Annotated in this window: 21 protein-coding genes; 6 read left to right on the top strand and 15 right to left on the bottom strand. The window is 62.4% G+C overall.

Annotated features, from left to right (window positions below; all coding sequences use genetic code 11):
- Positions 1 to 21 precede the first annotated feature (21 nt).
- From RG2_RS10810 to mqo, 8 genes are all read right to left on the bottom strand, one after another.
- Positions 22 to 1,533 carry an MFS transporter gene (locus RG2_RS10810; protein WP_033234927.1) on the bottom strand — a complete coding sequence of 504 codons (1,512 nt, stop codon included), beginning with the start codon at positions 1,531 to 1,533 and terminating at the stop codon, positions 22 to 24.
- Between the two features lie 11 nt (positions 1,534 to 1,544).
- Positions 1,545 to 2,771: a uroporphyrinogen-III C-methyltransferase gene (cobA, locus tag RG2_RS10805; protein WP_033234928.1), complete on the bottom strand. Its 1,227-nt coding sequence runs from the start codon at positions 2,769 to 2,771 to the stop codon at positions 1,545 to 1,547.
- On the bottom strand, positions 2,768 to 3,208 hold the full coding sequence (locus tag RG2_RS10800) for a cobalamin biosynthesis protein (RefSeq protein ID WP_072782481.1): 441 nt from the start codon (positions 3,206 to 3,208) through the stop codon (positions 2,768 to 2,770). Before RG2_RS10800 ends, cobA begins: the two co-directional genes overlap by 4 nt.
- The gene (locus tag RG2_RS10795) at positions 3,201 to 4,577 is read right to left on the bottom strand and encodes a cobyrinic acid a,c-diamide synthase CobB (RefSeq protein ID WP_033234929.1); all 1,377 of its coding nucleotides are present in this window, start codon (positions 4,575 to 4,577) and stop codon (positions 3,201 to 3,203) included. Before RG2_RS10795 ends, RG2_RS10800 begins: the two co-directional genes overlap by 8 nt.
- Positions 4,571 to 5,185, bottom strand: coding sequence for a cob(I)yrinic acid a,c-diamide adenosyltransferase (gene cobO, locus RG2_RS10790; protein WP_033234930.1), 615 nt, complete (start codon positions 5,183 to 5,185; stop codon positions 4,571 to 4,573). Before cobO ends, RG2_RS10795 begins: the two co-directional genes overlap by 7 nt.
- A 23-nt stretch (positions 5,186 to 5,208) precedes the next feature.
- Positions 5,209 to 7,125 (bottom strand): magnesium chelatase subunit D family protein, encoded by a 1,917-nt coding sequence (locus tag RG2_RS10785; RefSeq protein WP_033235023.1) that lies wholly within the window; start codon positions 7,123 to 7,125, stop codon positions 5,209 to 5,211.
- Between the two features lie 235 nt (positions 7,126 to 7,360).
- The gene (locus tag RG2_RS10780; RefSeq protein WP_033235024.1) at positions 7,361 to 7,837 is read right to left on the bottom strand and encodes a GNAT family N-acetyltransferase; all 477 of its coding nucleotides are present in this window, start codon (positions 7,835 to 7,837) and stop codon (positions 7,361 to 7,363) included.
- Positions 7,838 to 7,848: 11 nt separating this feature from the next.
- On the bottom strand, positions 7,849 to 9,387 hold the full coding sequence (gene mqo / locus RG2_RS10775) for a malate dehydrogenase (quinone) (protein ID WP_072782477.1): 1,539 nt from the start codon (positions 9,385 to 9,387) through the stop codon (positions 7,849 to 7,851).
- 146 nt (positions 9,388 to 9,533) lie between these two features.
- On the opposite strand from mqo, the gene RG2_RS10770 reads away from it, so the two are divergent.
- Together RG2_RS10770 and mtr are read left to right on the top strand one after the other, a co-directional pair.
- Entirely contained in the window at positions 9,534 to 10,565 is a 1,032-nt protein-coding gene (locus RG2_RS10770; RefSeq protein WP_033234931.1) for an alpha/beta hydrolase, read from the top strand.
- Positions 10,562 to 11,938, top strand: a complete 1,377-nt coding sequence (mtr, locus tag RG2_RS10765) for a mycothione reductase (RefSeq protein WP_033234932.1) — start codon at positions 10,562 to 10,564, stop codon at positions 11,936 to 11,938. The genes RG2_RS10770 and mtr overlap by 4 nt, the downstream gene beginning before the upstream one ends.
- Positions 11,939 to 12,023: 85 nt before the next feature.
- Here the strand turns inward: mtr and RG2_RS10760 are convergent, their stop codons facing one another.
- Positions 12,024 to 12,569 (bottom strand): alpha/beta fold hydrolase, encoded by a 546-nt coding sequence (locus RG2_RS10760; protein WP_033234933.1) that lies wholly within the window; start codon positions 12,567 to 12,569, stop codon positions 12,024 to 12,026.
- Positions 12,570 to 12,730: 161 nt separating this feature from the next.
- On the opposite strand from RG2_RS10760, the gene RG2_RS10755 reads away from it, so the two are divergent.
- Together RG2_RS10755 and RG2_RS10750 are read left to right on the top strand one after the other, a co-directional pair.
- Positions 12,731 to 13,039: an amphi-Trp domain-containing protein gene (locus RG2_RS10755; RefSeq protein WP_033235026.1), complete on the top strand. Its 309-nt coding sequence runs from the start codon at positions 12,731 to 12,733 to the stop codon at positions 13,037 to 13,039.
- 242 nt (positions 13,040 to 13,281) lie between these two features.
- Positions 13,282 to 14,679: a DUF1254 domain-containing protein gene (locus tag RG2_RS10750; protein WP_033234934.1), complete on the top strand. Its 1,398-nt coding sequence runs from the start codon at positions 13,282 to 13,284 to the stop codon at positions 14,677 to 14,679.
- A gap of 177 nt (positions 14,680 to 14,856) precedes the next feature.
- On the opposite strand, the gene RG2_RS10745 is transcribed toward RG2_RS10750, so the two are convergent.
- The 3 genes from RG2_RS10745 to RG2_RS10735 are packed head-to-tail and all read right to left on the bottom strand — an operon-like array spanning position 14,857 to position 19,269.
- On the bottom strand, positions 14,857 to 15,837 hold the full coding sequence (locus RG2_RS10745) for a linear amide C-N hydrolase (protein ID WP_033234935.1): 981 nt from the start codon (positions 15,835 to 15,837) through the stop codon (positions 14,857 to 14,859).
- A gap of 26 nt (positions 15,838 to 15,863) precedes the next feature.
- On the bottom strand, positions 15,864 to 17,771 hold the full coding sequence (locus RG2_RS10740; protein ID WP_033234936.1) for an alkyl/aryl-sulfatase: 1,908 nt from the start codon (positions 17,769 to 17,771) through the stop codon (positions 15,864 to 15,866).
- Between the two features lie 43 nt (positions 17,772 to 17,814).
- Complete coding sequence (locus tag RG2_RS10735; RefSeq protein WP_080711755.1) at positions 17,815 to 19,269, bottom strand: MFS transporter; 1,455 nt, start codon at positions 19,267 to 19,269, stop codon at positions 17,815 to 17,817.
- Between the two features lie 111 nt (positions 19,270 to 19,380).
- Here RG2_RS10735 and RG2_RS10730 point away from each other — a divergent pair, with 111 nt between their 5' ends.
- A complete protein-coding gene (locus RG2_RS10730) occupies positions 19,381 to 19,968 on the top strand; it encodes a helix-turn-helix domain-containing protein (protein WP_033234937.1) in 588 nt (195 codons plus the stop codon).
- 157 nt (positions 19,969 to 20,125) lie between these two features.
- Positions 20,126 to 21,931, top strand: coding sequence for an alkyl/aryl-sulfatase (locus RG2_RS10725; RefSeq protein WP_033234938.1), 1,806 nt, complete (start codon positions 20,126 to 20,128; stop codon positions 21,929 to 21,931).
- An 85-nt stretch (positions 21,932 to 22,016) separates the two neighbouring features.
- Here the strand turns inward: RG2_RS10725 and katG are convergent, their stop codons facing one another.
- The 3 genes from katG to RG2_RS10710 form a co-directional block, all read right to left on the bottom strand.
- Positions 22,017 to 24,224, bottom strand: a complete 2,208-nt coding sequence (gene katG / locus RG2_RS10720) for a catalase/peroxidase HPI (protein ID WP_080711756.1) — start codon at positions 24,222 to 24,224, stop codon at positions 22,017 to 22,019.
- Positions 24,225 to 24,278: 54 nt separating this feature from the next.
- On the bottom strand, positions 24,279 to 24,722 hold the full coding sequence (locus tag RG2_RS10715; protein WP_033235028.1) for a Fur family transcriptional regulator: 444 nt from the start codon (positions 24,720 to 24,722) through the stop codon (positions 24,279 to 24,281).
- A gap of 200 nt (positions 24,723 to 24,922) precedes the next feature.
- Complete coding sequence (locus tag RG2_RS10710) at positions 24,923 to 25,552, bottom strand: helix-turn-helix domain-containing protein (RefSeq protein ID WP_230590179.1); 630 nt, start codon at positions 25,550 to 25,552, stop codon at positions 24,923 to 24,925.
- Positions 25,553 to 25,635 lie beyond the last annotated feature (83 nt).

Genomic DNA, 25,635 nt, shown 5'->3' with positions numbered 1-25,635 from the left:
GACGCACAAAAACAGGGCTGATCAGCTAATTCCCTGAGCTGCCTTCTCCGCAGCCTGCGCCTGAGCTACCTGGGCCGGGGTGAATCTGATGCACGCGGCCGCAATGCCGGCAAGTACCGCGCAGATCGCGCAGCCGACAAGCGCAAAGGTGTACCCCTCTCCGAGGGCAATCAGCTGGGCCGGATTCATGTCGGCAGCCTTGCCCGAAATACCGCCGAGCGAGAGAGTTTTCGACGTTGCCATCGCGCCGATGACCGACAGCGCGAGTGGGCCGCCAAGCGTCTGCGCAACCTGGGAAATGGCGGTCAACGGGCCGATCTCCGTCTCGGGGACACCGGCGATCGCGCACAGGGGCAGCGGCACCATCGCCAGTCCGATACCGAATCCGATGCCGATGACGGGGACAAAAAGGTTGGCAAGGTAGGTGGAACTGGAGTCGAGGGTGGAGCCGTAGAGAAGTCCGACGATCATGATCAGCACACCGGTCAGCACGAGCCAGCGAGGTTGTACACGCACCGCCAACTTCGACGCGACCGTTGCTGCGGCACCTAGTCCGATGGCAAACGGAATGAACGCCAAACCTGCGCGCAGCGGCGAGTACTCCATGATGTCCTGCACGAAGAGCGCAACAAACGCGGTCATACTGAACATCGCGCCACCGACGAAGAAGATCGCCAGGAAGGTCGCAACGCGGTTCCGGTCCGCGAACAACGAGAACGGGAGCAACGGATTCTTGGCGGTGCGTTCGACGAAGAGGAATGCTCCGAGAGCGATCAGTCCGGCGACCAGCGCACCGATAACAGCGACGCTCCCCCAGCCCATTTCCGGTCCCTCGGTCAATGCGAAGACGATGCCGGTGCAGCCGAGCGTGGCCAGAATTGCGCCGGGAACATCCAGGGCAAGCCGAGTCTGCGTTGTTTCGCGCAGAGCCCGGAATGCCATCCCCACGAGCACGATTCCGATGGGGACGTTGATGAGGAAGATCAGTCGCCATGACACCTCGGTCAACGCGCCGCCGATGATCAGACCGGCGATCGAACCGACACCGGTCATGGCGGCAAAAATCGCGATGGCCTGATTACGAGCCGGACCTGCGGCGAATGTAGTGGCAACCAGAGCAAAAGCCGTCGGCGATGCAACGGCCGCGCCAACACCTTGCAGTGCCCGCGCCGCGATCAGCATGCCCTCGTTCAACGCCAAACCACACAGCAACGACGCCACGGTGAACAGCGCAACGCCCGCGATGAACATTTTCTTGCGGCCGTACGCGTCACCGAGTCGCCCACCGAGCAACATCAGCCCGCCGAACGCCAGGGCATACGACGTCAGCACCCAATTTCGGCCGCTGTCGCTGAGGCCGAGATCAGCCTGAAGCGGCGCAAGCGCAAGGTTGGCGACGGTGCCGTCGAGCACCACCATCATCTGCAAACCGCTCAGGACGATGATGGCGAGTCCGATGACTCGGGTCGCTACCGGCGCATTGACCGCTGGGGCCGCGGATTGAGCGGTTTCAGATTTTGGGGAATCAGACACAAGACTTCACGTTACCCAGCGTTGACGGAAAAGCCCGCCACCGGTCCGATCACGATGATGGCCGGGGGCTTGATCTCTTCGTCCTTGACGCGCTGAGCAACGGTCGCCAGATCGGCCCGCACCTCACGCTGCGTACGCAGTGTGCCCTCCTGGATCACCGTGACCGGAGTGCTCGCGGCACGCCCACCCTCGATGAGTGCAGCCGCGAACTGATCAATGCGTTCGACGGCCATGAGCAGCACGATCGTGCCGCGCAGCTTCGCCAAAGCCGACCAGTCGACCAGCGAATCCGGATGATTCGGAGCAACGTGCCCACTCACGACGACAAACTCGTGCGTGACACCGCGATGCGTGACGGGAATGCCGGCTGCCGACGGTACCGAAATCGCGCTCGTGATTCCGGGCACTACGGTCACCGGTACACCGGCTGCGGCACACGCTTCGAGTTCTTCGTAGCCACGACCGAAGACGTAGGGGTCGCCGCCCTTGAGCCGCACGACGAACTTTCCGGCCTTCGCGTTGTCGATCAGCGCCGCGTTGATGGCTTCCTGCGCCATGGCCCGGCCGTACGGAATCTTCGCGGCGTCGATGACCTCGACATCAGGACCGAGCTCAGCCAGCAACTCCGGCGGCGCCAGGCGGTCGGCAACAACAACGTCGGCGCGGGCCAGCAACCGTCGACCGCGCACCGTGATCAGATCCGGGTCACCTGGCCCACCGCCGACCAGTGCAACGCCAGGCGCCGCCGGTTCGGCCGTATCCGCGAGGACACCGGACTGCAGACCTTCGACCACGGCGGTACGGACGGCCGCCGAACGACGATGATCGCCGCCGGCCAGGACGCCGATGCTCATACCGTCGTACTCGGCACTTGCGGGTGTGACGGCGGTGCCGTGCCTTGCATTGTCGGCGCGCACGCAGAAGACTCGATGACGCTCGGCCTCCGCGACGATTGCCGCATTGGTCTCCGGTTCGTCCGTCGACGCGATTGCGTACCAGGCGCCCTCGAGGTCACCTTCCTGGTACGGACGCAACTCGAGTGTGATCTGCCCCGCCGTTGCCATACCCTCGACTGCCGGCGTGACCTCGCGGCTGATGACGTGAACTGCTGCGCCCGACGCGACCAGCAGGCCGAGGCGGCGCTGAGCGACCGTCCCGCCGCCGAATACGACAACGCGTCGATCGGTCAGGTTGAGTCCGACCAGGTAGTTGGTCTCGTCTGCGGTGGGCTCGCTCACTCGCACTCCATTTCATCGTCGATCTTTGTGCTCGCTGGAAAAGCTGTGCTCGCGGGAAAACCTGCGCTCGCTGGGGGAACTTTACTGGCCACGGCTACTGTCACCGCACCGGTCGAGGTCTTACCTACTGTCAACTGTCCGTGACCGGTAGCCAGGATCGCTGCCGCCTCGGCAACGCTCGCAGTACCGACAGCCTGCTCTACGCGCGTTGACGGTGACGGAACGTTCACGGCTGCAAGTTCTTCCGACGTGAACGCCGTGACATCGACTGACAGGATCTGCGCGGCGTCGACCAGAGCCGGGGCGGAGGCTTTGACCGCGGCGGTGGCAAGACCAACGAGCGTCGCGCCCTGCGGCAGTATCCCTCGCACAGCGTCGACGATCTCGACAGCAGAGGCAGATGTAGTGAACCCGAGTCCGACATAGACCTCAGCCACGCGCGGCCTCGACAAAGGTGGCGATCGACTCGGGCTGACCCGCCGGGTGTGTGTGGAGATACGACGCGTGAACTCCGCCGCGAACAAATCCCTCGCGCACTGCGCCGCCGTCCCACGGTCGCCAACCCCACGCGGTTGCGCACCCGTCGGCGTCGGCGCTGACGAGAGACGTTCGGTGAAATTCGTGCCCGGCGACGCGCGAACCCGCCGCAAAGAGACTTGAGTCCGTCAACGCCACCGCCTCCCGATAACCGAGTGTGAGTCGTTTACCGAAAACGGCGTCGACGCCGACAACTCCGGCCATGGCATGACCGTCGAGGCTGCGGGCGAGGTAGAGCAGTCCCGCGCACTCGGCGTGGATCGGCCCACCGCCGTCGGCCAATTCTCGAACCTGCGCCAGCAGAACAGTATTCGACGCGAGGTCAACGGCATGCTCCTCCGGAAATCCGCCGGGAAGGACCAACGCGGCAGTACCGGAGGGCAATTCGTCGCGCAGCGGATCGAAGACCTGCACGTCCGCGCCTGCGGCAGTGAGAAGTTCACGATGTTCGGCGTACCCGAAGGTGAAGGCAGGCCCGCCCGCCATTGCCACCACGGGCCGCGAGCTGCGATGCTCCCCCACTTCCTGTACTGGATCCCACACAGGTGCAACAACATTCGATGCGGCCAATGCGCGCACCGCGCCGAGATCGACGTGAGTTGCGATCAACTCCGACATCGCGTCCACCGCGGCGACTGCCGCGGTGCCGTGCTCGGCAGCCGGAATCAACCCCAGGTGGCGCGACGGCACTTCCAGTTCGGCCAGGCGCGGAACAACCCCGAGTACCGGTATCCCCACTTTGTCGCACGCGTGGCGCAGAACCTGCTCGTGCCGGGCGCTGCCGACGCGGTTGAGGATGACGCCGCCGATCCGCACACTAGCGTCGTAGGTGGCAAAGCCGTGCAACACGGCGGCCAGGCTCTGGCTGTGGCCGCGAGCGTCGATGACCAGAACAACCGGTGCACCCAGAACCGCGGCCACCTGCGCCGTCGACCCTTCTGCGGATGCCTGCGCATTGGCTTCGTCGATCTTGCCGTCGAAGAGGCCCATGACGCCTTCGACCACCGCGATATCGCAGTCGGCGGTGCCGTGCTGATAGAGCGGAGCGATGCGTTCTTCGCCGACGAGCACTGTGTCGAGATTGCGTCCTGGCCTTCCCGCCGCAAGTCCGTGATAGCCCGGGTCGATGTAATCCGGACCCACCTTGAACGGTGCAACACTGCTGCCGGATCGCCGGAGTGCACCGATCAATCCCGTTGCCACCGTGGTCTTTCCGCTACCCGATGCGGGTGCGGCGATGACAACGGCGGGAGTGGACGAACTCACCATTCGATGCCTCGCTGGCCCTTTCGGCCGGCGTCCATCGGGTGCTTGATCTTGGTCATCTCGGTCACCAGGTCGGCTGCGTCGATCAACGCCTGCGGCGCGTCACGGCCGGTGATCACCACATGCTGATTTCCCGGCCGATCACGCAGGGTCTGCACAACCTCGTCGACGTCGACCCAGCCCCACTTGAGCGGATAGGTGAACTCGTCGAGGACGTAGAAGCGGTGCGTTTCGTCGGCGAGGCGACGGGCGATCTCCTGCCATCCCTCCGCAGCTGCTGCCGCATGGTCTTCCTCGCTACCCGCTTTACGAGTCCACGACCAGCCCTCACCCATCTTGTGCCACTGTACCGGACCGCCGACGCCACTCTCGTCGTGCAGGTTTCCGAGTGCGCGGAAGGCGGCTTCCTCGCCGACTTTCCACTTTGCGCTCTTCACGAACTGGAAGACGCCGATGTCGAATCCCTGGTTCCAGGCACGCAGCGCCATCCCGAATGCTGCGGTGGACTTGCCCTTTCCCGGTCCGGTGTGGACGGCAAGCACCGGTGCGTTACGACGCTGACGTGTGGTCAATCCGTCGTCGGGGACAGTGTCGGGTACGCCTTTAGGCATGGTGATCTCCTGAAATGAAAACGTTAGGCGGCGGCGCGGACGACACCCGCGACCTGCTGAGCTGACAATTCGGCAAGGCGGACGCATCCACCTCGTAGTTCTCGGGCCAATTCGGCGGCCAACCCCAAACGGACGAGCCCGGTTTCGCAGTCCACGACGATCGAAGCGACCGATGCATCGGCCAGTAAGTGCGCGGCCACGCGAGCGCGGTGCAGCGCGTCCTTGCCGCCGGTAGCACGCCCGTCTGTCAGCGCAACCATGAGCGCGCGGCGCTGCGGATCCCTGAGCCGCTCACGCAGAATCACCTCACGGGCACGCAAGAAGCCTTCTGCGAGTGGTGATTTGCCACCTGTTCGCATTGACTGCAACCGGCGAACAGCGATGTCCACGGACGACGTCGGCGGCAGAACCAGTTCGGCTTCGCGGCCCCGGACCGTGATGACGGCAACCTTGTCACGGCGCTGGTATGCGTCGCGGAGTAGCGAGACAACGGCGCCGGTCACAGCGGAGAGCCGGTCGCGCGCCGCCATCGACCCCGACGCGTCCACCACGAACACGATCAGATTGCCTTCGCGCCCTTCACGAATCGCGCCGCGCAGGTCGGCCGGCGCCAACCGCAGTCGGCCCACCGTCCGGCCCCGCGCAATCTGCGATTCCGCAGCGGCAAACACCGTGCTCGTCAGGTGCAGACCGTGCCCGCGGTCGGTGGTGGACCGCACGACGCGTCCGCGCGTCGACGTGGATCGTGAACGCCGACCGGGCGCACCCTCACCGACACCGGGAACTTCGAGAAGTTTGGCCTTGAACGCGCTGCTCGGCGGCGCAGACGGCCGATCGGTGGCGCGCACTCCGCCGCCCGGACCGTCCGGATCGTCTTGCGGCCCATCATCGTCGGGGCCGTCATCATCAGGGCCCCCGTCATCGGGTTCACCGCCGTCGGATTCCCCGCCGTCAGGTTTGCCGCCTTCAGGATTCTCGGGTGGTTCAGGCTCGCCGGCCCGAACATCATCGTCTGCACGATCCATCGCGTCGTCGAGTTGCTGCTGATCGAGGCCCGGCTCGTCGAAGGGATCGCGTCGGCGGCGATGCGGCAGTGTCAGTTCCGCTGCGACTCGTACGTCTTCCTCGGTGACCTCGCTGCCGCCACGCCACGCAGCATGAGCGGTGGCAGTACGGGCGAGAACAAGATCGGCGCGCATACCGTCCACGTCGAAAGAAGCGCACAGCGACGCGATGCGCCGAAGTTCGCGGTTGCTCAGCTCCACGCCATCCAGTTTGTCACGCGCAGAAAGGATTTCGGCGGCGAGTTCCTGATCGGCCGGCGCATACCTGCGGGCAAACGCCTGTGGATCGCGCTCGTAGTCGAGGCGTCGACGCACTACCTCCATCCGCACATCCACGTCGCGAGACGCCGACACGTCGACCGCCAGGCCAAAACGATCCAGCAGCTGTGGACGCAGTTCTCCCTCTTCGGGATTCATTGTTCCGACGAGAACGAACTTCGCGGCGTGCGAGTGCGAAATTCCGTCCCGCTCGACATGCACTCGGCCCATTGCGGCCGCGTCGAGAAGAACGTCCACGAGGTGATCGTGCAGGAGATTCACCTCGTCGACGTACAGAACCCCCTGATGCGCTGCGGCCAGGAGTCCGGGCTGGAAGGCGCGCTCACCGTCGCGCAATACCTTCTCGAGATCGATCGAGCCGATCACGCGGTCCTCCGTCGCCCCGACTGGCAGTTCGACCAGCCTGGCCGGACGGCTCACACCGGCGTCGTCGACAGCCGGTAGCAAAGCCGTCAAGGCTCGAACGACGGTGGATTTTGCCGTGCCCTTTTCACCACGAACCAGCACGCCACCGATTCCGGGGTGTACGGCGCACAGGATCAACGCCAATCGCAGTTGGTCCTGGCCTACTACCGCGCTGAACGGGAAACCCGCCACCGCTGCCTGATCGTCTTCTACACGCACGTCGACATCCCTCCACCTCTCGGTTTCCTCGCCGAGAACTTGGCTTCATCCGAACGTCGCGGCAATCTGGCTGGGATCTCGTGAGATCTTTACAGTGGCGGGACCGCACCTGAATCGAACAGGACTTCCCCGCGAGCATTCGGTATCGAAAAAACCCTAGTCGGCCCACAATTGCGTGAGCCGACTGGGTCGGGTGTATGACTGCGTTTCAGCTGGCAAGCACAAACGCCTCGCCGCCACCGCGGCGCATCGGGGTGTGTGGAATACCGTCCTCGACAAACTCTTCGCCGTCAGCTTTGAAGCCGTGCTTGCTGTACATGTCGACCAGATAGGTCTGAGCGTTGATGCGGCACGGCGCTTCGCCCACTTCGGCCAGCGCAGCTTGCAGCAATCGCGTCGTATGGCCCTGTCCGCGTGCTTCACGTGATGTGCAGAGTCGACCGATACGGAAGCTCTTCGTGCCGTCGTCGTGCTCTTCGAGGAGCCGGAGAGTGCACACCACTTCGCCGTCCTGCTCCAGCCAGAAATGGCGGGTTTCCGTCAGCAGGTCCCGCCCGTCCAACTCGGGGTACGGGCAGGCCTGCTCAACGACAAATACTTCTACCCGAAGCTTCAACAACTCGTAGAACGTCTTGTTGTCGAGGTCGAGTGCCCATGAACGCTTCAATGCTGCTGTTGCCGTCATGGTTGCGACTATCACACAGTTGCAGCGGTCTCCGCGACCGGAAGAGAATCGGTTGACGCCGAGGAATCGAGCTCGAGCACCTTCGAGGACCAATCCCAGACCTGGTTGAAAAGTCCTTCGTTGTCGGTGAGCTTGACGCCGATGGACGGAACCATCTCGCGCAGCTTGCCCTTCCAGCCCTGGAATTCGGTCGGGAAGCAGCGCTCGAGCACGTCGAGCATCGCGGGAACAGCCGTCGACGCTCCGGGTGACGCACCGAGCAGTCCGGCGATGCTTCCGTCTTCGGCAGCCACCACGGCGGTACCGAATTCGAGGACGCCGCCCTTGCCCTTGGCCCGGCGAATCACCTGAACGCGCTGGCCTGCGGTGATGAGCTCCCAGTCCTTGGTCTCGGCCTTGGGCGCAAATTCACGCAGGTCCCAGATACGTCCGGTTTCGCTCTTGGTGAGCTCACTGACCAGGTACTTGACCAGACCGAGTTCGCTGACGCCGACGCCGAGCATCGAGAGGATGTTGTTGGGCTTGACCGAACCGGGCAGGTCCGTGACGCGACCCTGCTTGAGGAACTTGGGTGACCAGCCGGCGTACGGTCCGAACAGCAGGCCTGGCTTGTTGCCGATGACACGCGTGTCGAGGTGCGGAACCGACATGGGCGGTGCGCCGACGGCAGCTTTGCCGTAGACCTTGGCACTGTGCTGGTCGATCAGCTCAGGGTTGGTGCACCGCAGGAACGCGCCGCTGACGGGGAAGCCGCCGAAGCCCTTGGCTTCCTTGATGCCCGACTTCTGCAGCAGGTGCAGAGCGCCGCCACCGGCTCCGACGAACACGAATCGTGAACGCACGACGCGCTTTTCACCGGTGCGACGGTTGGTGACCTTGACAGTCCACGTCTTGTCGGAGTTCTGGGTGAGGTTGGTGACCTCGTGACCGAAGTACATGTTGCCGCCGGTCTTGCCGATGTAGCCGACGAGCTGCTTGGTGAGCGCTCCGAAGTCGACGTCGGTGCCGTCCTGGCTCCAGTTGAGGGCGATGGGATCCGAGAAGTCGCGGCCCTTTGCCATCAGCGGCAGGCGCTTGGTGAACTCGGCCGGATCGTCGATGTACTCCATGCCACGGAAGAGCGGGTGGCCGGCAAGTGCGTCGTAGCGGGCACGCAGGTACTTGGCGTTTGCCTCGCCGTGAACGAAGCTCACATGCGCGATGGGGTTGATGAATTCCTTGGGCTGCGTCAACACGCCCTGCTCGACAGCGTGTGCCCAGAACTGCCGGGACACCTGGAACTGCTCGTTGACGTTGACGGCCTTCTTGATGTCGACCGTACCGTCCGAGTTCTCGGGGGTGTAGTTGAGCTCACAGAGCGCGGAGTGACCGGTTCCCGCGTTGTTCCACGGGTCGCTGCTCTCGGCTGCGACGGCGTCGAGCCTCTCGAAGGTCGAGATCGACCAGTCCGGCTGCAGCTGGCGCAACAATGCGCCAAGCGTGGCACTCATGATGCCCGCACCTACGAGCACTACATCCGTCTTCGTCTCTACCGCGTTCTGATTCGACACTGGAGAATCGACTTCCTTGTCATTAGCCGTGCGCGCATCCGCCTGCTGTGTTACGCCGAATAGGTTACCTGGGCGTAAGTGCGCCGTTTACCACCCCCAATTGTGCTCTACAACGCCGCCGGGAAACGACGATTAGATTGTGATCTGTGACTACATGGGTTCCAGACGTCCTCGGAGACGGATATCAGCAGCTGACCATTCCTCTCGGAACCGATCCGGACGGTGAGGGTGAGGTCGACGCGACACTCGTCCGCTATCAGCCGCCTGGCGAGGCAGTTCGGGCGAACCGTGCAGTTCTGTACGTACACGGGTTCACCGATTACTTCTTCCAGAAACATCTGGCGGAGCACTTTGCCGAGCAGGGCTACGCCTTCTTTGCACTGGATCTGCGCAAGTGCGGGCGTTCACTGAAACCGGGCCACACCGCTCACTATGTGTCGGATCTCGCACTGTACGACGCCGAACTCAACGAGGCCCTGCGCATCGTGAACTCCGAAACCGACGGCAGCGAACTGCTCCTGATGGCGCATTCGACCGGTGGGCTCATCGTTCCGCTGTGGCTGGACCGACTCCAGCGCAAGCCGGGCGGCAGCTCAGGACACGGCATCGCGGGTCTTGTGCTCAACAGCCCGTGGTTCGACCTGCAAGGTCCGGCGATGGTGCGCAGCGTCGGCACCGCCGCCATCGACGCACTGGGACGGGTGTCCGCGAAGACTGTCATCCCCGGCACCGGCTTGCCGACGTACGGTTCGAGCCTCCACGTCTCCGCCAACGGCGAGTGGGACTACAACCTCGACTGGAAGCCGCTCGAAGGCTGCCCGGTCACGTTCGGGTGGATGCGTGCCGTGCGCAGCGGACACGCGCAACTGCACCGCGGCCTGGACATCGGTGTGCCGGCACTGATCCTGCGCTCGAAGAAATCGGAGTTCGCCAGGGCGTACCACCCCGGCGTCGACCTGGCAGATTCCGTCCTGGATGTGAGGCAGATCGCACGGTGGGCAGGTTGCCTCGGTGATCGGACTACCATCGTTCCCATCGACGGCGCGCGCCACGACGTCTTCCTCTCGACTCAGAAGCCGTTGGCCACAGCCTTTTCCGAACTCGATCAGTGGCTGGAGTGGCTAGAGCGCCACCTGACCGCCGACGCAGACACCACCACACAGGAGAACGCGCAGTGACGCATTACGACCTTGCCATCATCGGAAGCGGCTCGGGGAATTCGTTGCCCGACGAGCGATTCGACGGCAAGAAAATCGCCATCCTCGAGGAAGGCACCTTCGGCGGCACCTGCCTCAACGTCGGTTGCATACCGACCAAGATGTTCGTCTACGCGGCAGAGGTCGCGAACACGGTGTCGCATGCCGAGAAATTCGGCGTCGACGCCACCCTGGACGGCGTCCGCTGGTCCGACATCGTCAAGCGCGTCTTCGGCCGGATCGATCCCATCTCCGCGGGCGGCGAACGTTACCGCAGCGAGGACAGCCCGAACACCACCGTCTATCGCGGCCACGCCACCTTCACCGGACCGAAGACCATCAACACCGGCACGGGTGAGACCATCACTGCCGACCAGGTTGTGATCGCGGCCGGTTCACGCCCGATCATTCCCGAGGAGATCGCCGGCTCTGGTGTGAAGTACTACACCAACGAAGACATCATGCGCTTGCCGGAACTCCCCGAGCACCTCGTCATCGTCGGCTCGGGCTTCATTGCCACCGAGTTTGCACATGTGTTCTCCGCCTTGGGTTCTCGCGTGTCGATCATCGGCCGCAGTGGGCGCCTCCTGCGTCATCTCGACGACGAGATCTCGGAGCGTTTCACCGAACTCGCCGTCAAGAAGTGGGACGTGCACCTCGGATCACCGATGCAGTCGGTCCGCGCGGACGGTGAGAACATCGCCGTCGAACTGGCAAATGGCACAGTCGTTTCCGGCGACGTTCTGCTGGTTGCAGTGGGCCGCAAGCCCAACGGAGATCTCCTGGACCTCGACAAGGCCGGCATCGAACTCGACAACAACGGCTCCATCGTCGTCGACGAGTACCAGCGCACCACCGCGGAGGGCGTCTTTGCACTCGGCGACGTCTCCTCCCCCTATCAGCTCAAGCACGTGGCCAACCACGAGGCGCGTGTTGTTCAGCACAACCTGCTCCAGGACGCGTGGAACGACACTTCCGGGCTGCGCGCCACCGATCACCGGTTTGTCCCGGCCGCAGTGTTCACCGATCCGCAAATCGCCGATGTCGGAATGACGGAGAAGCAGGCGCGCGACGCCGGACTCGACATCACCGTCAAGGTCCAGGCGTACGGCGACGTCGCCTACGGCTGGGCGATGGAAGATCAGGAAGGTCTCTGCAAGGTCATCGCGGAACGCGGCACCGGCCGTCTCCTGGGCGCTCACGTCATGGGAACCCACGCGCCGACCGTTATCCAGCCACTCATCCAGGCCATGAGTTTCGGGTTGTCCGCTCAGGACATGGCCCGTGGGCAGTACTGGATCCACCCGGCCCTGGCCGAGGTCGTCGAGAACGCGTTGCTCGGACTCGATATCTAAAACGCTCCATATCTAAAACGCTCGACATCTGGAACGCGCAAGGCGGGCACCCCCTCGGGGATGCCCGCCTTGGTGGTTCTCGGGTCTACCAGGGGCTGGTGCGCAACACGATCTCCGTAGCGAGTTCAGCGGGCGCGGACTTCACGATGTCATCGACGTCAGGCACTTCGGCCACCCGGAAATCGGAGTACACAAACCGTCCACTGGCGTCGGCGATCGCCCGCCCAGCACTGCCGACCACGATGGTTGTCGGCACCTCCACCGGCGGAACTCCGGCGATGTCGGCCGCCGACGGATGGCCACGATCCACCGAAATCAAGCTCGCGAAGCGGCCGAACTGGCGCGCCGCCAACAGCCACGCGAGGTCTGCCCCTTCCCGGTGTCCCACCAGGTTCACCCAGGCGATGTTCAACTCGTCCAGCAGAACTACTGCCGTCTTCTCGTCGAGATTCTCGATCGATTCGACCGCAACCGTGCGCAAATCCGAATTGTGGAGGCGTTCACACACTTTGTCGTATACGTCGACAGGGTCGCCCTTGCCCGGAAGAAGGAGGACCGCGTGCTTACTGACCGGTCCGTCGATCCGAACGGTGCACGACCCCTTGCCCACCGCTACTCGAGTCAGTTCCATGAAAGGCAACGGTACGCGATCCAATCCCCAGGTCGGCGAGCAGCGGACTGAAAATGACAACTCACACAGGAGCGCGGTAATCAGCGGTCGCGCGAAACTCCCACAATCTTTCGATGGTCCAATTACCGTGAACAATGAATCCGCCGAGGTCAGGAGTGATCGTGCCCAAATTGGAGATCAAAAGTAAGTCCGCACTCTCGCGAGCGGAAGTCGCCGAGCGACTGATCGCGCTCGGGCAAGCTCTCGCCAGCGGCTCGGAAGTGGAACTGGGATCGGGCGGCGACTCGATTGAAATCGCTGTCCCTGAACAGGTTCGGTGGGAACTCGAGATCGAGGTGGACGGCAACGAAGTCGAAATCGAAATCGAGATTCACTGGCGCGACGATCCCCCGGCTGAGCCGGCCGCAAAGTCCACGCCTCCGACTAAGGCAGTTCGACGCGGTCGGCCTCGCAAGAGCGCCGCCAAGTAAGTCGTCGACATTCCATCGGTGCGCTCCGGCCGAGCTTTCAGAGGTCCCAGCCGTCGCCACTTCTGTAACTCTCCGTGTGACAACAGAATCGGGTAGCGGCTCCGAATAGAGTCGCGCGCCCCTCACGCGACTACCCCGCAAATCGATCTGCCACTGCGTCGGACGCAATGCTTGCCAGAGCTCCGGAGATCATCCGACGCGGGTGATGCCGTCGTCGATACTGACCGTTGATGATCTGTGGCATGGACCAAACACATCCGACATCTGAGACACCCTATGAATTCTCCGGGGGCTACCCGACCGCTGCGACCGCGAAGAAAGCCCACGAGGACGCCTATCTGGAGCGCGCACTCGTCGCCTACCGGTTTTGGTACCCGACAGTGTCCATTGAGGGGATTTTCAACGGCAACCGCGAACTAGGTTTCGACGACAACAAGGCGATGGGAATTGCAGCGACAACCCCTCGACAGGTCGGATTCACACTTAACTCCGATACCCCCTACGGGGCAGCGGCTTTGGACCTCACTGAGGGACCGATGGTCATCGAATTACCGCCCGGAGCGTACATCGGTCTCGTCGACGATCATCACCACAGGTGGATCACCGATATGGGTATCCCCGGGCCCGACCAGGGCGCTGGAGGAAAATACGCCATACTTCCCCCCGATCACACCGGAGAAGTACCGGCAGATCATGACGTCAGTCGGTCGAATTCCTTCAAAGTGCTGGTGGCAGTACGAGCCCTCCCGGTAGGGGGCGATCTCGATGCAGCCAAGGACGCACTCCTCCGAGTGAAGATCTACCGCCTCGGCACCGACAAACTACTCGATGTGATCGACACCAGCACCAAGACCGTCGACAGCACCTGTCTGCGGTGGGAGGACAACCTCGAATTCTGGCGAGTCCTGCACGGCATCCTCGAGGAAGAACCGCTTGTCGAGGAGTTCCGGCCAATGCACGGACTGCTCGACGGACTCGGAATCGGGAAAGGAACCCCGTTCGCACCGACAGACCGCGACGCCGCAGCACTCACGAAGGCCGCCCGAATCGGCCGTGATCAAATGTTGGTGACGGCATTCGCCGGAACACGCCCTGACCAGGCCGCCTGGACCGATCGGCAGTGGGAATGGGTGGGATTGGTTCCCGACAACGCGGACTTCGAGACACCCGCAGGTCTCGATCTCGAAGCCCGTGAGCGGTGGTTCGCGCAGGCCATCGTCGCGTCGCCGGCGATGTTCCGGCGCGTGGAGGGCAGTGGATCGCTGTATTGGCTCGCCACACGCGACAACACCGGAACATACCTGGACGGCGCCAACGCCTACACACTCACTATCCCGCTGCCGGTCCCTGGCAAGCTCTTCTGGTCCGTCACCATCTACGACGCGCAAACACGTTCGCAAGTGCAGACGGACGGCAACAAGGGAGCGCTCAGATCGTTGTTCGAACTGTCATCGGCTCTGACCTCTGGCAATGAGATCACGCTGCACTTCGGTCCGACCCAACCAGACGACGCGGCGGACAACTGGCTGGAAACGGTTCCAGGTCGCGGATGGTTCGCATACATCCGTATCTACGGACCCGAAGCCGCAGCATTCGACGGCAGCTGGCGTCCCGGAGACTTCACCCCGGCAAAACGCTGAAACTAGCTGGGCATCGACGGCCCGCTGTTCGCCCTGCGCCGCCCTGAACGGGTGACAGGTCTGGAGGTCAAAAGCACTTCTCCCATGGGAGGATGCCAAACCGAAAGCCCCCCACGCGGCCAGGGCAACAGTGGCGAGCGGTCGGTAGCTGTTCCGTCACCGCAGCATCGCCCACCCCTACAACCCGGCAAATGTGAACGGTTCAGCGGGTTTGAACTGATCAGTGGAATCACCCGAGTAGACTGTGCTCTCGTCCGGCCCGAGTTCGAGCTTCCGGACGGTTGACCCCTCACTCAGATCGATCGACGACACATCCACCCAGAAAGTGTTCGGCGTCATAGCCGATTCGAAGAAGTACAGTCCGCGTTTGTGATCGACAACGGTGCGCCACCGTGTCGATGAGATGTTCGGCTCGTCGGGAGTCGAAATACCCAGGGGCACTGACACGTTCCGAATGACACTGAAGGTCGCGGCCAATGCTGCCCTCGGATCGTCGGTCTTCGGGACTGCGTCGACGTAGAACGAGGCACGGGCAAAACGATCCGCAGCTCGATTGGTACCGGGCAACATGACGGTTCCGTTGATCTGCTTCCAGTACTCGTTGACGGCGAGTTGTTTGTCGAAGTTCGGAGAATTTGTCATCACCTGATGCTCACGACTGTGGTGAATTGTCTGTCGGCCACCGATGTACTCGATGATGGCACTGTCACCGCTGGCGTCCGAGAGCGACATGTGCAGTGTTGCCAGGCGGTCTTCTCCCGGAACGGCCGCAGTCACGATGGTGAAGGGCTCCGCTGCCAGCACCTCGACGGCTTCCGCGACGCTCCCACACCGGTCCAACACGTACTGCGCCCACGCAGCAATCGACAAGCCAGGCGTTGATCCGTCGTATTCCGGATACTCGGATTCAACGAGCCACAACAGATTTGCGGACAGTCCGGCGTCATTCACCCCATCCGTCGTGCACATGTCGTAAGCGGAAGCCACAACACTGCCGTACAACGACGTCCACGTTATCGAATTCGCCCCGGCGCAGCCTTCACGCTCCATGCCACGGGGAAATGCCCACAGATTGGTACCGAGATCGAGCTTCCAGTCCATCGACCGGGCAGTGATCACGGTGTCGTTCGGTCCTAGGTAAACCAATCGCGTACACATCGAGAAACTCTCCCTTCGTCTCTGGGTTACGGCGTGACGATATTGAAGGTGGGATCGAAGGTATCCAATAACCCTCCGAGCGTCTTCAAAGCCGAATCGTCGCCGTCGAGCGAGATTTTCCCGGCCCTGGCCAACTCGGGCGCTGCACCTGGTTGCAGAAGTGCGCCGATCAGCGCAGGTTTCGGCCCCGAGACCGTCAGCTGCGTGTTCGACGCCGCACCCCGCCTCGCATTGAGAACGCCGCGCTTCACCCACGTCGTCCATGTCTCGTCGTCGTGGTCGGTGAACACGAAATCGATACGGAGATCGACGTCAGCTGCCTTGTCGCCGATGAGATGTACTGCGACGAAGTCGAACAGGATGTCGATGGGCATCGCGAGGACACTGTCCTCACTAGCCGTGATGTATGGCGGGGGTTGCGAGCCCTCACGTAATTCCAGGGCAGCTGTCAGGTAAATCCCGCGCCACTGCGGCCCTTCGGCTTGATACCCCATCTGTTCGTAGACGTCGGCCTGGAGGTTCTTCGCCTCGATGTTCTCTGGTTGCGCGAACACCAACTTGTGCAGGATCTCAGCTGCCCAGCGGTAGTCCCCCGCATCGAAGGCTCGCTTGCCCTCGTCCAGAATCTTCTGTGCACCAAGAAGATCGACAAACCGTCTGGACGACTCCACCGGTGGATGCGGATGGAGCGACACCGGATCGCCGTCCCACATTCCGAGTTCCTTGGTGTACACGGCGCGAACGTCGTGGTGCAGTGTTCCGTGATATCCGCGGTTGTACCACTTGCGGCCGAGTTCGTCCGGTAGCTCGATGACCTCGGCAGCTTCGAGTGGTGTGTATCCCTTGTTAGCCAGACGCAGCGCCTGGTCGTGAATGTATTTGTATGTGTCTCTTTGGGATTCGATGAAGGTAACCAGGTTCTCGTTGCCCCACACCGGCCACGTGTGCGGACCGTAATGAACAGCCGCGTCGTCTCCCCACCGTTCGAGAGTCTCGTCCAGATACCGAGCGAAGTTGCGGGCGTCGCGAGTACGCGCACCCCGCAGGGTCTGGATGTTATGGAGCGAATGATTGGCGTTCTCCGCACAGGTCAAGGCCGCGAGTTCGGGGATCCAGATATGCATTTCCTCCGGAGCCTCGGTGTCCGGCGCATAAAGGAATTCGAACTCCAGACCCGCAATTTCGCGTTTCGTTCCGGTTTCGGTGATGCCGTCGGTGGGGGAAATATACGAGATCCGAGGCCCTTTGGTGCTGAGCACACCGATTCCGCAGGACACTGCACCCTTCGGACCGAGGTCGAGTAATCCACCGAAGGCATAGAACGACCGCCTGGCCATCGCATTGCCGGCAACAACATTTTCACCGATTGCAAACTTGTCGAACGAGGCAATCGTGCCCGGCGCGATGATCGGCACCTTCCCCGACGCAACGTCGTCGACATCGACGATTCCCTTGACGCCGCCGTAGTGGTCGATGTGCGTATGCGTGTAGATAATTGCCGCAACCGGCTTGTCGCTGACGTGCTCGCGAATCATCTTCATGCCTTGACGGGCCGATTCCACACCCGCCATGCAGTCGATGACGATCAGACCTTCGTCACCTTCTACGACCGTCAGGTTGGCCAGGTCGTTGTTTCGCACCTGATAGAGGCGATCCGTCACCTGGTAGAGCCCACCTCTGCGGATTACCTGACTCTGGCGCCACAGACTGGGGTTGACGGTGTCCGGCGCGGGAACGTCGTCACCGATGTATTCCATCGCCTCGGGATCGAAGACCACATGCCCGTCGTCGCCGAGCACATTGCCCGGTAGCGGAGCGATCAAGCCACGATCCGCGTCCACGAAGTCTTGCCGGTCCTCCATCGCATATCGCTCGACTGCTTCGCGATTCACCGTCACAGTGGCCGGTGTTGCGTCCTTGGGTGTCTGGCACATGGCACTCCCCGTTCGGTTACGACGATCGGTTACACCCCCATCTCTATCGGGCGGGCGGGGTAGTTGGAATCACCCGTGCTGGGTGAACCGATGCTGACTGAGCCAATGTCGGCTGAGCCGATGCACACGCGATGACAAGAACCACCAACCCGCACGCGACAACGAGCATCCACCCCGCGTGTGACGCCTGCGCGACGTCCGAATCGACAGTGTTCGCGACAAAGCCACCGGCCAGTGCGACGCCGAGAGCAGCGCCGAACTGTCTTGCACTGGATGTGATTCCACCAGCGAGTCCAGCTTGCGATTGAGGCAGTCCGCTGACAGCAGTGTTGGTGATGGGGGCATTCGAGAAACCGAACCCGATACCGAGAAACAGGTAGGCGACAAGCACAGTCGGAAGACCGGTGTTGTTGTCGAGCGATACGAGACACAGGCCACCCAACGCGGTGAAGCCGCCGGCGATCAGCAGCGGTAACCGCGGCCCGACGCGTCCGACCAGAATCCCCGACAACGGTGCGCACACGGTTGCTGCAACAGCCATCGGGAGAATGACGACGCCCGCGGTGGCCGGGGTCATGCCACACGCTTGTTGCAGGTAGAGCGTGCCGAGCAGCAGCGTCGCGTTCAATGCCACGAACACCACAACTGCGCCGAGAACCGCCGCGGAAAACGGTCTGTGCCGAAACAGTGCAGGGTCGACGAGTGGTTCAGCTTTCCTCGATTCGACAGCAATGAACGAAGCCAGAGCGAGCGCGACTGCGATGTAACCGACCACAGCACCGGGTGACGTCCATCCGATTCGTGGGCCCTCGATGAGCAGCCCCACCGCACCGCCCACAACAGCGACCAACAGTATTTGTCCCGGCAGGTCGAGCCTTCTCGCCTGCGGAGCGCGCGATTCCGGCACGAATACAGCAGTCAACAAAAGGACAATCACGATCACCGGGACGTTGACCCAGAACACGGAGCGCCAACCGAAGCTCTCGATGAGCACTCCACCGACGATCGGCCCGACGGCCATACTCAGACCGAAGACCGCGGCCCACACGCCGATCGCCTTGGCTCGCTCCTTCGGGTCGGTCATCACGTTGACCACGATTGCGAGCGCGACCGGACTCAACATCGAACCGCCAACGCCCTGTGCAATTCTCGCGGCGATCAGCACGCCTACCGACGGCGCAAGTGCGCACGCTATCGACGCGACTCCGAACACGACGAGTCCGATCTGGAAAACGCGTCTACGGCCGAACCTGTCGGCCAGGGCTCCGGACGAGATCAGTAAGCTCGCCAGAACGAGTGTGTATGCGTTGACGACCCATTCGAGACCAGGGATGCCGACGTGGAAACTTGCCCCGATCGTCGGCAGCGCGACATTGACGATGGTCGTGTCCAATCCGACCACGAACAAACTCGTGCAGCAGATTGCCAGGACGCCCCACCGCCGTCGGGCATGCATTCCGATCGCCTGCGGTCTGTCGATTCCGCTCGAAGGTTTCATGGTTGGACTCCCTTTGTGCTGATGCTGTGCCGTGGTCGCCTGTCGAAAGGATCGTCGCAACCGAGCCTGCAAACTCGGTAGGAAATTTGCGGAAACTGCAAAGATGAGCACATGGATACCGAACTGGAGAAGATGCTCAGCGATATCGGACCGAGATTGCGGGCACTTCGTCGCGATCGCGACATGACCCTCGAAGCTCTGTCCGACGCCACCGGTATCTCCGTCAGCGCACTGTCACGACTCGAGTCGGGCAAGCGTCGCCCTACCCTCGATTTGCTTGTGCCTCTTGCCCGAGCCCACCGTGTGGCACTGGACCAACTGGTTGGGGCGCCCGCCACCGGGGACCCCAGAGTTCACCTCACACCGAGTCGCCGCCGAAACGGGAGCGCTGTAGTGCCGTTGACGCGCTACCCGGGCCGGGTTCAGGTCTTCAAGCAGGTAATCGGGCCTCGCCCGCCGAAACTCGTCACACATGCCGGATACGAGTGGCTATACGTTCTCGCCGGCGACCTACGCCTGATTCTCGGCGAGCACGAGGTTGTCCTCCGGCCAGGAGAAGTCGCGGAGTTCGACACCGCGGAGCCCCATTGGTTCGGCCCGGCAGATGACCAGGTTGTCGAGATCCTGCACCTGTTCGGCCCCAGCGGCGACAAGGCCCGCGTGCGCGCGAACTCGAAAACTATTGCCGCACAAAAGTGAGACCTCCGGCTGATCTGCCTGCGACGGCGAGTCGGCACGAGGCGTTCGGTCGCGTTCGGTGCCACTCGATTCACCCGCCGCGGATGATGCGCAGAGCCGTGCGGAATTCGACCATGTGAGGACGTGATCATCGACTCTTCGAGGGAGCTGCATCGATATGGCGCTGGATTACTCCGACCGCACGGATTTCGACAACGCCGAGCGGGGCTTCATCGCCACGCTCGAACCGCTTACCATCAAGAACGCCGACGGACGGATTGTTTTCGATCTGTCCGGCTACAGCTATCTCGACGAACCGTGCCCGGAAACAGTTCATCCGAGCCTGTTTCGCCAGGCGCAGCTCTGCGTCAAGAACGGACTCTTCGAGGTCACCGACGGGATCTATCAGATCCGCGGGTTCGATATTTCCAATATGACGATCGTCGAGGGCGATACCGGCGTCATCGTGATCGACCCGATGATCTCCGCCGAGTGCGCTGCCGCAGGTCTTGCGCTCTACCGCGAGCACCGCGGTGACCGTCCGGTCACCGGCTTGATCTATACCCATTCACACGCAGACCATTTCGGCGGCGTGATGGGAGTTCTGCCGGACGGCGCCGGCGACGTGCCGATCATCGCGCCCGAAGGATTTCTCGAACACGCGGTATCGGAAAACGTCTATGCGGGAACGGCAATGAACCGTCGCGCGAACTACCAATATGGCTACACATTGGACGTCGGACCAGAGGGCCAAGCCAGTCTCGGACTCGGCATTCAGACATCCGGTGGATCGGTGGGTCTGATCCCCCCAACTGTCGACATCACCCGTACCGGGCAGGAGGAAACCGTCGACGGAGTGCGGATCGTCTTCCAGATCACGCCGGGCACCGAAGCGCCGTCGGAGATGAACTTCCACTTTCCGGGCAGCCGCGCATTGTGCGTCGCCGAAAACGCCACGCACAACCTGCACAACATCCTCACACTTCGGGGCGCGCTGGTACGTGACCCACGCATCTGGTCCCATTACCTCGACGAGGCTGTCGAATTGTTCGCGCCGGATTCCGACGTCGTATTCGCGTCACACCATTGGCCCACATGGGGATCCGAGAATATCGTGCAGTTCCTGACAGAGCAGCGGGACATGTACGCGTACTTGCACGATCAGACGTTGCGGATGGTCAACATCGGACTGACCGGCAGCGAAATCGCCGAGGCGATCACGCTTCCCGAGTCGCTCGACGACGCCTGGCACGTGCGCGGTTACTACGGATCGGTCAGTCACAACGTCAAAGCGATCTACCAGCGATACATGGGCTGGTTCGACGGTCATCCCAGCTCACTCTGGCAGCACCCGCCGGAGCAGTTGGCGGCCCGATACGTCGACGTGATCGGTGGCGTACCGGCAGTGCTCGACAAGGCGCGCGGCTACATCGATGCCGGTGACACGCGGTTCGCGGCCGAACTGCTCAAGCACGCTGTATTTGCCGAACCAGACAACACGGAAGCGAAAAACGCTCTCGCAGATCTCTACACCACGCTCGGCTACGGCGCCGAAAATCCGACCTGGCGCGGTTTCTACCTCACCGGGGCGAAGGAACTGCGCGGCGAAATCACCCCACCACCCATCGATCTCGGCACCGGAATGGCAGCGGCACTGACGGTGGAGCAACTCTTCGACACACTCGCCATCCGCGTCAACGGGCCCCGCGCCGGGGGTGAAAAGCTCTGCATCGAGTGGATTTTCACCGATCTCGACACAAAAGTCCGCATGACTCTCTCCAATGGCGCGCTGATACAGACACCCAACCCGCGGACCAAGGCAACCGCCGATCTCACCCTCACGTTGACCAAAGCCCAGTTGCTCGGGTTGCTGGCCGGCGGCGGACTGGACGGTATCGAGCATTCCGGCGACCCCGCGACGATACAGCGACTCCTCGGGCTACTCGACAGTCCCGATCCGGCATTTGCGATTGTGACTCCCTGACCGAATGTGACTCCCTGACCGAATGCGTAAGGCCCACCCGGCAATTGATTGCCGGGTGGGCCTTACGTATTCAGCAGGGCGGCGATCAGCCGAGGTCGAACCGATCGAGTTCCATCACCTTGGTCCACGCGCTCGCGAAGTCCTCCACGAACTTCTGCTGTGCGTCCGCACTTGCGTACACCTCTGCGAGAGCACGCAGTTCCGAGTTCGATCCGAAGACAAGATCGACGGCAGTGGCAGAGTATTTGACGTCACCGGTGGCCCGGTCACGACCCTCGTAGACGTTCTCCGACGACGTGGACGGCTTCCACTCCGTGCCCATGTCGAGGAGATTGACGAAGAAGTCGTTGGTCAACGCCTGCGGCCGATCGGTCAGCACACCGTGGGCGGTACCCCCGACGTTGGCGTTCAGCCCGCGAAGGCCGCCGACCAGCACCGTCATCTCCGGTGGGGTCAACGTCAACATGTATGCCCGGTCGACAAGCAGGATTTCGGCCGGAATCTTCTCCCCGCCGCGCAGGTAGTTCCTGAATCCGTCTGCCCGGGGTTCGAGAACCGCAAAGGACTCCACGTCCGTCTGTTCCTGCGACGCGTCCGCCCGACCGGGGGTGAACGAGACAGAGACTTCGTGGCCGGCGTCCTTGGCGGCCTTCTCGACCGCCGCGGTTCCCGCCAGAACAATCAGATCGGCAAGCGAGACCTTCGCTCCGCCGGACTGGGAATTGAAGTCCTGCTGGATCTGCTCGAGTGCACTCAATACCGTCGACAACTCGGCGGGACTGTTTGCCTCCCAACTCTTCTGCGGCTCGAGGCGAATCCGGGCTCCGTTTGCGCCGCCGCGCATATCGGTGCCACGGAAACTCGCCGCCGACGCCCAGGCGGTAGACACCAACTGCGAGATCGACAGCCCGGACTCCAGTACCTTGCTCTTGAGGGCAGCGATATCCGCATCGCCGATCACCGGGGCAGCGGCGTTGGGAACAGGATCCTGCCACAGCTGCGGTTCCGGAATCCACGGACCGAGATAGCGAGTGACAGGTCCCATGTCGCGGTGCAGCAGCTTGTACCAGGCCTTGGCGAACTCCTCGGCAAATTCGTCCGGGTGATCGAGCCAACGGCGCGTGATCTTCTCGTATGCGGGATCGAGCCGCAGCGAAAGGTCGGTGGTCAGCATGGTCGGAGAACGCTTCACCGACGAATCGAACGGGTCCGGGATCGTGCCGGCACCGGCGCCGTCCTTGGGCGTCCACTGCCACGCGTCAGCGGGGCTCTTGGTCAGTTCCCACTCGTAGCCGTAGAGAATTTCCAGGAACGAGTTGTCCCACTGCGTCGGCGTATTCGTCCACACGACCTCGAGGCCGCTGGTGATCGCATCCTTCCCCACGCCAGTGCCGAAGGAACTCTTCCAGCCCAAGCCTTGCTGTTCGATCGGAGCGCCTTCGGGTTCGGGCCCGACGAGATCGGCGGGGCCGGCCCCGTGAGTCTTACCGAAGGTGTGTCCGCCGGCGATCAGCGCCGCCGTCTCGACGTCGTTCATCGCCATGCGCGCAAAGGTTTCGCGGATATCGCGGGCAGCGGCGACCGGATCGGGCTGCCCGTTCGGCCCCTCCGGGTTTACGTAGATCAAACCCATCTGCACCGCGCCGAGCGGACCGGACAGCTCACGGTCGCCGCTGTACCGCTCGTCTCCGAGCCACGAGTCCTCCGGGCCCCAGTACATTTCCTCCGGCTCCCAGATGTCCTCGCGACCGAACCCGAAGCCAAAGGTCTTGAACCCCATCGACTCCAAGGCGCAGTTGCCGGCAAAAACCAGAAGGTCGGCCCACGAGATCTGCTTGCCATATTTCTGTTTGACGGGCCACAGCAAGCGGCGAGCCTTGTCGAGGCTTGCGTTGTCCGGCCAACTGTTCAGCGGCGCAAACCGTTGTGCGCCTTGACCTCCACCGCCGCGGCCGTCCGCGATGCGGTAGGTACCCGCGGCGTGCCAACTCATCCGAATGAACAGCCCACCGTAGTGACCGTAGTCTGCGGGCCACCAGTCCTGCGACGTTGTCATCAAGTCGATGACGTCGCGCTTGAGAGCGTCGACGTCGAGTTTCGCGAACTCCGCCGCGTAATCGAAGTCCGAACCCAGAGGGTTGGATTTGGGCGAATGAACACGCAACACCGAAAGGTTTGGCTGGTTCGGCCACCAGTCCTGGTTTGTCATCGGGCGATGCGCCGTGGGCGTCGGAGCCGAGATCGCGGGATTTTCACTTTCGCTTCCCCCCTGCGACTTTCCTTCAGGGGCCATCGGGCAACTATCGGACACGTTAATCCCTCCATGAGCAAATAGATCCGACTCCGATCACGGGTGTGATCGCGAACTCTGTGATGCCGCGCAGTCGGGGCACATCCCCCAGAAGACAACTTCGACTTCGACGAACTCGAAGCCGTCGTAATCCGGTGGCGTCAGACAAGGTGCCTCGCCAACTGCGCAGTCGACGTCCGACACCGTCCGGCACGATCGGCAGACGACGTGATGATGGTTGTCACCAACCCTCAACTCGTAGAGAGCCACTGAACCGGAAGGCTGAATCCGCCGCACGATTCCCACTGAGGTCAACGCATGCAGTACGTCGTACACCGCTTGGCGAGACACTCCCGGTAGAACCGCCCGAACAGCATCGAAAATCGAATCCGTCGGGGCATGTGGACGCGCATGCAGCGCTTCGAGCACCGCAACCCGTGGTCGGGTCACACGGAGCTCTGCGTCACGCAGTTGTGCTGGAAAGTCCGGCGTCGAGGACACCCCACTACTATGACGCGGATTTCTGGACTGATCCAAGACTTTCGCGAAAATAGTTGGAATTGACGCCAACCGAATGGTTTCGAGCTCGAATTGATTCCGGATTGTTGCCACAGATGTCACTGTGGCCGTTATCCTCCGCGCGCAGTATCAGCGGCCCGACCGACGCGAAGTGTCGAATCCCTTACCTAGCCTGAATGCAATTACTCCTCGTTGATATCGCTGCGCGTAGAGGTGATCAGCAGCGCCAATGATGCGGCGGTTCGGGTGCAGAAAGCGTCGGCGTCGGTGAGTCCACTGGTGAGTCCGCGGACAATCGTGGCCGCAACGAGGAAATCGAAGGCGACATCGGTAGCGGCGGCAACGTCCGCCTCGGACCGCTCCGGGTACTCGGCGCGCACCCGCTCGAGGAGTGCCAGTCGGGCGGGATACTCGGAGCTGAGAACCAGTCGCTGATACGCGCCTTCCTCTTGTTGATATGCAGAGAGTAAGCCCGGAATGGCTGCGCGAGTTGCCGGTTCCGCCACTTGGGTGAGGAACCATCGCGTCCAGATCAGTATGTCCGCGCGCAAGTTCGAGGTAGTCGCGGGCAATGCACCATTCTGCATGCCGAAGACCGCTTCTTCGATAATCGATTCGCGGGTTGCCCAGCGCCGATAGATCGCTGCCGTACCCAAGTTTGCTCGTCGGGCGATCGCCGTGATGGTGGTTTTCTGGTAGCCGAGCTCTACGAGCAATTCCCGGGTGGCGGCGAGAACGGCCAGGTCTACCTGAGGATCGCGGGGCCTCCCCACGCCAGCGGTACCGGTTCGACGATCTCTGCGTTCATCCACATCCGCGGACATTACCGGAGATATATTTGCCGAAAACTATTACGTTGCGATGCGCTCCGTAATAGATTGAAGGCATCCATCCA

It is taken from the genome of Rhodococcus globerulus NBRC 14531 (assembly GCF_001894805.1).
GTDB classification, from domain to species: Bacteria; Actinomycetota; Actinomycetes; order Mycobacteriales; family Mycobacteriaceae; genus Rhodococcus_F; species Rhodococcus_F globerula.
This window is presented reverse-complemented; position numbering and strand designations above follow the sequence as displayed.

Bases quoted from the DNA above. Each gene is read 5' to 3' on its own strand.
- RG2_RS10795 (WP_033234929.1), bottom strand. From the start codon at position 4,577: ATGGTGAGTTCGTCCACTCCCGCCGTTGTCATCGCCGCACCCGCATCG.
- cobO (WP_033234930.1), bottom strand. From the start codon at position 5,185: ATGCCTAAAGGCGTACCCGACACTGTCCCCGACGACGGATTGACCACA.
- RG2_RS10780 (WP_033235024.1), bottom strand. From the start codon at position 7,837: ATGACGGCAACAGCAGCATTGAAGCGTTCATGGGCACTCGACCTCGAC.
- RG2_RS10760 (WP_033234933.1), bottom strand. From the start codon at position 12,569: ATGGAACTGACTCGAGTAGCGGTGGGCAAGGGGTCGTGCACCGTTCGG.
- RG2_RS10750 (WP_033234934.1), top strand. From the start codon at position 13,282: ATGGACCAAACACATCCGACATCTGAGACACCCTATGAATTCTCCGGG.
- RG2_RS10745 (WP_033234935.1), bottom strand. From the start codon at position 15,837: ATGTGTACGCGATTGGTTTACCTAGGACCGAACGACACCGTGATCACT.
- RG2_RS10740 (WP_033234936.1), bottom strand. From the start codon at position 17,771: ATGTGCCAGACACCCAAGGACGCAACACCGGCCACTGTGACGGTGAAT.
- RG2_RS10735 (WP_080711755.1), bottom strand. From the start codon at position 19,269: ATGAAACCTTCGAGCGGAATCGACAGACCGCAGGCGATCGGAATGCAT.
- RG2_RS10730 (WP_033234937.1), top strand. From the start codon at position 19,381: ATGGATACCGAACTGGAGAAGATGCTCAGCGATATCGGACCGAGATTG.
- RG2_RS10725 (WP_033234938.1), top strand. From the start codon at position 20,126: ATGGCGCTGGATTACTCCGACCGCACGGATTTCGACAACGCCGAGCGG.
- katG (WP_080711756.1), bottom strand. From the start codon at position 24,224: ATGGCCCCTGAAGGAAAGTCGCAGGGGGGAAGCGAAAGTGAAAATCCC.